The sequence below is a fragment of the Aquibaculum sediminis genome, from assembly GCF_040712085.1.
GTDB classification, from domain to species: domain Bacteria; phylum Pseudomonadota; class Alphaproteobacteria; order Kiloniellales; family DSM-21159; genus Aquibaculum; species Aquibaculum sediminis.
Genome location: NZ_JBFCVK010000006.1, coordinates 343,598 through 350,017, shown reverse-complemented (window position 1 = coordinate 350,017; position 6,420 = coordinate 343,598). Strand labels below are relative to the sequence as shown.

Here is a 6,420-nt window from a genome sequence, read left to right as displayed (position 1 = left end):
GTCCGCCGACGACATCCTCGCTTCCATCGAGCGCTTCTGCCTGCGAAACTGCCCAGAGCAAGCCAATCAATGATTAGAACTTCTGAACCAGGACACTAGACCGGATCGCATTTAATCTGAACCACTCCGGGTTCTGATAAAATGCGTGAATCCGGTCTACATCAAAGAGATAGAGCCGATTCACGCCTCTGTTCGGTTCGCTTCGCGAAGCCGATCAGAGACGACCGGCTCTAAAGAAGCAAAGCGCTATCAGGTCCGCGCCGTTCGCGCCTATCTGATCCGCCTGGGAGTTGAGCCATGAACACGATGGCATACAAGGGCTATAGCGCCCGCATCGAGTATGACGACGAGGACGGTATTTTCTTCGGCAAGATTGCTGGAATCGCCGACGGCGTGGGCTTTCACGCCGATAATGTCGCCGATCTCAGGGCGGCCTTTCACGAGGCTGTGGAGGATTACCTGGAAACCTGCGCCAAGGTCGGCAAGCCGCCGCAGAAGCCCTATTCCGGCAGGGTCATGTTCCGCGTCGATCCCGAGGTGCATCGCAAGGCGGCGCTGGCGGCGGAGCTGTCGGGTAAGAGCTTGAACCAGTGGGCCGAAGAGGTGCTCGCCCGAGCAACAGAGGAGCGCGCCTTTTCACGCTGACGCTGGCCCACCGTCCTACCCCTGCCGCAGGGCCAGCAAGGCGGCGAGGCTGGCCAGCGCGAGGAGGCTGGTGAGGCCGAGTGCGCCCAGGCCCCAGTGGTCGATGGCCAGTGCGAAGAGGAAGGGCGCCGCGGCCTGGCCGAAGCGCGCGGGGGCCATCAGCAGCCCCTGGCGCAGGCCGTAGCCGCCCGGCCCGAAGAGCGACAGCGGCAGGGTCCCCTTGGCGATGGTGAGGATGCCGTTGCCCGCCCCGTGCAGCAGGGTGAAGACCGCCGCCCCCGCCGGGCCCAGCAGCACGAGCAGCAGCGCCCCCAGCGGGTGTGCCGCCGCCGCCAGCCGGGCCGAGAGCAGGGGGTGGAAGCGGCGCAGCAGCGTGTACTCGAACAGCCGTGCCCCCACCTGTGCCGGGCCGGTTAGCGCCGCCGCGGCCACGGCGGCGGCGGGCGTGGCGCCGGCCTCCTGCAGCAGGCGGGGCAGGTGGGCGGCCATGGCGGTGCTGGTGAACCAGGTAGCGGTGAAGACGAAGGCGAGCAGCAGCAGGGCGCGCCGCTGCTTGGCGGTTTCCTTCGCCTCTTGCGGCGTTGCCTTTGACTTCGGCTGCGCAGCCGGCCGGCTTTCGGGCGCCCCCTTGCGCCGCGGCAGCAGGGCGTTGAGCGGCAGGCCCAGCAGCAGGTGCGCGCCCGCCCAAAAGAAGCAGGCGGCGCGCCAGCCGGCCTCGGCCTCCACCCAGGCTGTGACCGGCCAGCAGATGGTGCTGGCGAAGCCGGCGATGAGCGTGATGCCGGTGATGGCGCCGCGCGCCTCGCGCCCGTAGAGCCCGGCCAGGGTCGCGAAGCCCGCCTCGTAGAGCCCCATGGCCATGCCCACGCCCAGCAGCAGCCAGCCGGCGAACATCGAGACCGGCCCCTGCGCCAGGCCCAGGAGCCCCAGGCCGGCGGCGAAGACCAGGCTGGAGCCGATCAACACCCCGCGCCCGCCGAAGCGGTCGATCCGCGCCCCGGCCAGCGGCCCGAGCAGCGCGGAGAGCACCAGCGCCGCGGAAAAGGCGCCAAAGACCCACCCCGCCGTCAGCCCCAGCCCCTCGGCCATGGGCACCGCGAGGATCGCCGGCAGGTAATAGCTCGACCCCCAGGCCAGCGTCTGCGCCGAGCCCAGCATGACGACGACGGAAGAACGGGGGCGGGAGGAGGACATGTAGCCGGGAGGCAGGATGGAGAAGGGATGGTGGCAGGATGCCGCAGTCTATGCCCCTTCCCGCGCCATTGCGAGCCCTGCCCCCGCGAGCCTTGCCCGTGGAGGCCGATAGGCCCCCCACCTCGTCATTGCGAGGAAGCGAAGCTGACGCGGCAATCTAGGGCCACGAGCGGCCGCCCTGGATTGCCGCGCTCCCTCCGGTCGCTCGCAATGACGGTGGGGAAAGGGCTGGTCGCTCGCAATAACGGCAGAAATAGGGGCGGATCGCACGGACTGCCGAAGGAAGAAGGGACAGCGCAGCCGGCTCAGGTCAGAAGCGCGGCCAGGTCGTGCGCTTCGGGCACCGCCTGTTCGGCGGAGATGGGGAAGGGGCGCTCGCCGGGGCCCTGCGGCATGAAGGGGCGTCGGCCGGCGGCCAGGCATTGGCAGTGCCAGGCCCGCCAGGCCTCCCAATACTCCAGGCGGAAGGGCGTGGTGCCGCTGCCCTGAATACCGGTGCTGTGGTCGGTCATCAGCGACCCCGGGCGTTCGGCGCCCAGCGCCAGGGGCTTGCGCAGTGGCGCGCCGGCTTCCCGTCCGAAGACGAGAGCGAGGCGGGCGAGAAACTCGCTGTCGGCGCCGGTGCGCACCTCGTCGAAAGCGCCCGCGCGGTTCAGGACGGCGTCGCGCCGGAAGAGGATCGAGGAGAGGTTGGCGCGGAGCAGCGGGTGGCACTGCCGCGCCACCACGGGCCCGTCATCGCGAATGCGCAGCCAGTAGGACCAGCTGAACACCCGCGCAGGATCCCGCTGGATCCAGTCGAGCTGCTGTTCGATCTTGCGCGGATGCGACCAGTCGTCCGAGTCATGACAGGTCACGAAGGCGCCGTGCGCCAGGTGTCGCAGGGCAAGGTTCTTGGCCACATAGGTGCCGACATTGCGCGGCAGACGGTGATAGAGCACCCGGGGGTCACGCTCGCGCAGCGCCGAGACCACCGCGCCCAGTCCGTCGTCGCTGGCATCGTCCATGACGATGATTTCCAGGTTGCGATGGCTTTGTGCCAGGAGGGATTCGATGGCCGGGCCGATACGCTCTGCGGTGCGGAAGGCCGTCATGATGACGGAGACCAGCGGGCGCTCGCCGGGCAGCGCCGACACCCGTGCCGTGGCGTTGCGAGCGTTGAGCGCTTTCGTGTCATTCCTGCGCTCGAGCGCTTCCAGCTGGTGATACGCGAAGTAGCGATTGATCTGCGCCAGCGCTGCTGCCTCGGGGGTCGGGCTGGCCGGGAGTTGGCCGGAGAGCAGCAGAGTTGCGCGATGCAGCGCAAGCTCGGGCCAACGCGCCTCCTCGTCGCTCGAAAGCCCACCCATCACCGCGGCGGCCTCCGGCAGGTGTCCGAGCCCGGTCAGCAACGCGACGTGCAGGTCGCGACACTCGGCGGCTGCGGAAGCCTCCGCCTCCCGCAGGTGCTGGAGGGCCAACTCGGGCGCGTGCGGCGCCAGCGCAGTGGTGATCTGGCGCAGCTTGTCGGCCGGCAGCCCCTGCAGCCAGGCTCGAGCTTCGTCGAGGTTTCCAAGCGCCGCCGCACAGACCGCAGCGGCCAGGCGCGCGCGCCATCGCTCCGGCACGCCTTCCCGCTGTGTGCGCTGGTAGACCGTGCGATAGAGCCCAAGCTTGTACTGCGCCCAGTAGGAGGGGGCATGAGCGAAAAGCGCGTGGTGGCGGTGCAGCGCCAGGGCCTCGCTGAAGCGGTGCTTGCGCATCGCGCGGTGGAAGCCGAGCGTTGCTGTGAGAGCCTTCATGGGGCATTCCTGTGACTGGGTGCGGGCAGACGGCAATGATGATAACGGGCATTACTTCATTGTTTGCAGCCCTGCTTGTCATCGCACGCTATGTCTCTATGCTCCGCCACGTTTTGACTGGACAGGCATGTCCCGGACCAGAGCGTGGTGTGTCCTTGGGGTGGAGTTCAGCCACTCCATGTCGCCGTCCACGCTCTTGTGGTTTATGGAAGCACACGCTAGACAAACGCCGTCAACTGGATCTAGAAAAAGTTGGCGCTCTGGGTGCGATGTTCAACCGATGATAACTAGCGACAATAGAGCGAGGCGCAGCCTTTGATACATGTTGCAGTGTTCGTAGGGACGCGTCCCGAAGGCGTCAAGATGGCGCCTGTTGTGAAGGCACTTCGCCAAAGCGGGGATTTTCGTTGCACCCTGGTGTCCACGGGGCAGCATCGCGAGATGCTGCAGCGCGCGCTCCAGGATTTTGGGCTGGAGGCCGACGTTGATCTGGCGGTGATGCAGCCGAACCAGACGCTGGCCTCGCTCAGCAGTCGGCTTTTTGCGGTGATCGACAACACCCTTGAGGAACTGAAGCCCGACTGGGTGCTGGTGCAGGGTGACACGACGACCGTGCAGGTCGCCGCCCTCTCTGCCTTCTATCGTCGCATCCCCGTCGGCCACGTCGAGGCCGGTCTGCGCAGCCATGACATGCTCGCGCCCTTTCCTGAGGAATTGAACCGTCGCATTGCCGGCCTGGTGGCCGACCTGCACTTCGCCCCCACCCGGGGTGCCGTCGACAATCTTGCTGCGGAAGGGGTCGCCGAGGCGCAGGTGCACGTCACCGGCAACACCGGCATCGACGCTCTGCTGCAGATTGCGGCGGAGGTGAGGGAGCGTCCGCCGGCCCTGCCCGAGGAGATCACGCAGTTTCTGGCCCGCCACGATCGTTTTGTCCTGATCACCGGTCACCGGCGGGAGAACTTCGGCGAGGGCTTCCGTAACATTTGTCAGGCGATTTCCGGCCTGGCCGACACCTATCCGCAAGTGGGCTTCCTCTACCCGGTTCACCTCAATCCGCAGGTGCGCGGGCCGGTGTTCGAGATCATCAAGGGGCGGGAGAACGTCCTGCTGACCGACCCCCAGGAATATCGCAGTTTTGTCCATTTGATGGACCATGCCCACCTGTTACTGTCCGATTCCGGTGGCGTGCAGGAGGAGGCGCCCAGCCTGGGCAAGCCGGTTCTGGTGATGCGCGACGTCACGGAGCGCCCGGAAGGCATTGCCGCGGGTTGCGCTGAGCTGGTCGGCTCCTCGGCCGAGAGAATCAGGCAGCGCGTGTCTGCCCTGCTCGACGACACGGCGCTTTACGAGCGCATGTCCCGGGCCCAGAACCCCTACGGGGACGGCAAGGCGAGCCAGCGCATCGTGGAGGCGCTTGCCCGCTTCCCCAAGGGCTTCTCCGGCTGATTGTTGGAGCGCTATACAACTGTTTGACCTGCGAATAGGATAGATTGATGCGAGTCTTCGAGACCGTCAGCGTCGTTGGCCTGGGCTACATCGGGCTGCCCACCGCCGCCGTCATGGCGAGCCGCGGCCTGAACGTCATAGGCGTGGACATCAGTTCCAGAGCGGTCAGCGCCATCAATTCCGGCCGCGCGCACTTCTTCGAGCCCGAGCTCGACGCCCTGGTCAAGAAGGCCGTGGACGAGGGCCGCCTGCGCGCCGTCACCCAGCCTGAGCCGGCCGAGGCCTTCGTCATTGCCGTGCCGACCCCAGTGGGCAAGGACCATGCGCCGGACCTCAGCTATGTGGAGGCGGCCGCCGCCTCGATTGCGCCGGTGCTGCAGAAGGGCAATCTGATCATCCTGGAGTCCACCTCGCCCGTGGGCACCACGGAGATGCTGTCGGAGAAGCTCGCCGGCCTGCGCCGGGATCTCACCTTCGCCTGTGCGCAGCAGCAGGAGTCCGATGTTCTGCTCGCCTACTGTCCCGAGCGGATCATCCCCGGGCACATGGTCGTGGAGCTGCTGGAGAACGACCGCATCATCGGCGGCCTCTCTCCGGCCTCCACCGAGGCGGCCACGGCGCTCTACCAGACCTTCGTTCAGGGGCAGCTCGTGCCGACCACCAGTCGCACGGCCGAGATGGTAAAGCTGACCGAAAACGCTTCGCGCGATGTCAGCATCGCTTTCGCCAATGAGCTCTCCAAGCTCTGCGACACGTTCGGCATCGATGTCTGGGAGCTGATCGAGCTCGCCAATCACCATCCGCGCGTGAACATACTCAAGCCCGGCCCCGGTGTCGGCGGCCACTGCATCGCCGTTGATCCCTGGTTCATAATCCACGCCGCCGAGGGCCTGGCGCCCCTGATGCACGCCGCGCGCCAGGTGAACGACAGCAAGCCCGGCTATGTGGTCGAGCGCGTGCTGGAGATGGCGCAGCCGGGCGACACCATTGCCTGCCTCGGCCTCGCCTACAAGGCCGACACCGACGACCTGCGCGAGAGCCCGGCCGTGGAGATCATCGAAGCCCTGGCGGAGCGGCATGAGGGACGCGTGCTCGCGGTGGAGCCCAATGTCGGCACCTTGCCCCCGTCACTGGAGGACCGCGGCGTGGCCCAGGCGGACTTGAGCGCAGCGCTGAGCGCGGCGCAGACGGTTGTCCTGCTCGTGGACCACCGGCAGTTCAAGGCGGTGAGCAAGGAGGTCCTGCAGGGCAAGCGGGTGGTGGATACCAGGGGGATTTGGCCGAGAGTTTCGACCGACGATATTGAAGTACAGCCTGCGCTTCGAAACGCTTCTTAAGTATTATTTATGTA

At 66.9% G+C, this 6,420-nt stretch carries 5 protein-coding genes; 3 read left to right on the top strand and 2 right to left on the bottom strand.

The features are described 5' to 3' along the window. Positions 1-297 precede the first annotated feature (297 nt). Positions 298-645, top strand: coding sequence for a type II toxin-antitoxin system HicB family antitoxin (locus ABZ720_RS12195; RefSeq protein ID WP_366555797.1), 348 nt, complete (start codon positions 298-300; stop codon positions 643-645). 15 nt (positions 646-660) lie between these two features. On the opposite strand, the gene ABZ720_RS12190 is transcribed toward ABZ720_RS12195, so the two are convergent. Beyond that, complete coding sequence (locus tag ABZ720_RS12190) at positions 661-1,839, bottom strand: MFS transporter (RefSeq protein WP_366555796.1); 1,179 nt, start codon at positions 1,837-1,839, stop codon at positions 661-663. 305 nt (positions 1,840-2,144) lie between these two features. Then, positions 2,145-3,620: a glycosyltransferase family 2 protein gene (locus ABZ720_RS12185; protein WP_366555795.1), complete on the bottom strand. Its 1,476-nt coding sequence runs from the start codon at positions 3,618-3,620 to the stop codon at positions 2,145-2,147. Between the two features lie 330 nt (positions 3,621-3,950). Here ABZ720_RS12185 and wecB point away from each other — a divergent pair, with 330 nt between their 5' ends. Then, positions 3,951-5,069 carry a non-hydrolyzing UDP-N-acetylglucosamine 2-epimerase gene (gene wecB, locus ABZ720_RS12180; RefSeq protein ID WP_366555794.1) on the top strand — a complete coding sequence of 373 codons (1,119 nt, stop codon included), beginning with the start codon at positions 3,951-3,953 and terminating at the stop codon, positions 5,067-5,069. Between the two features lie 47 nt (positions 5,070-5,116). After that, the gene (wecC, locus tag ABZ720_RS12175) at positions 5,117-6,406 is read left to right on the top strand and encodes a UDP-N-acetyl-D-mannosamine dehydrogenase (RefSeq protein WP_366555793.1); all 1,290 of its coding nucleotides are present in this window, start codon (positions 5,117-5,119) and stop codon (positions 6,404-6,406) included. Positions 6,407-6,420: the final 14 nt, after the last annotated feature.

Coding starts and splice junctions, on each gene's coding strand:
- ABZ720_RS12195 (WP_366555797.1), top strand. CDS start 298: ATGAACACGATGGCATACAAGGGCTATAGCGCCCGCATCGAGTATGAC.
- ABZ720_RS12190 (WP_366555796.1), bottom strand. CDS start 1,839: ATGTCCTCCTCCCGCCCCCGTTCTTCCGTCGTCGTCATGCTGGGCTCG.
- ABZ720_RS12185 (WP_366555795.1), bottom strand. CDS start 3,620: ATGAAGGCTCTCACAGCAACGCTCGGCTTCCACCGCGCGATGCGCAAG.
- wecC (WP_366555793.1), top strand. CDS start 5,117: ATGCGAGTCTTCGAGACCGTCAGCGTCGTTGGCCTGGGCTACATCGGG.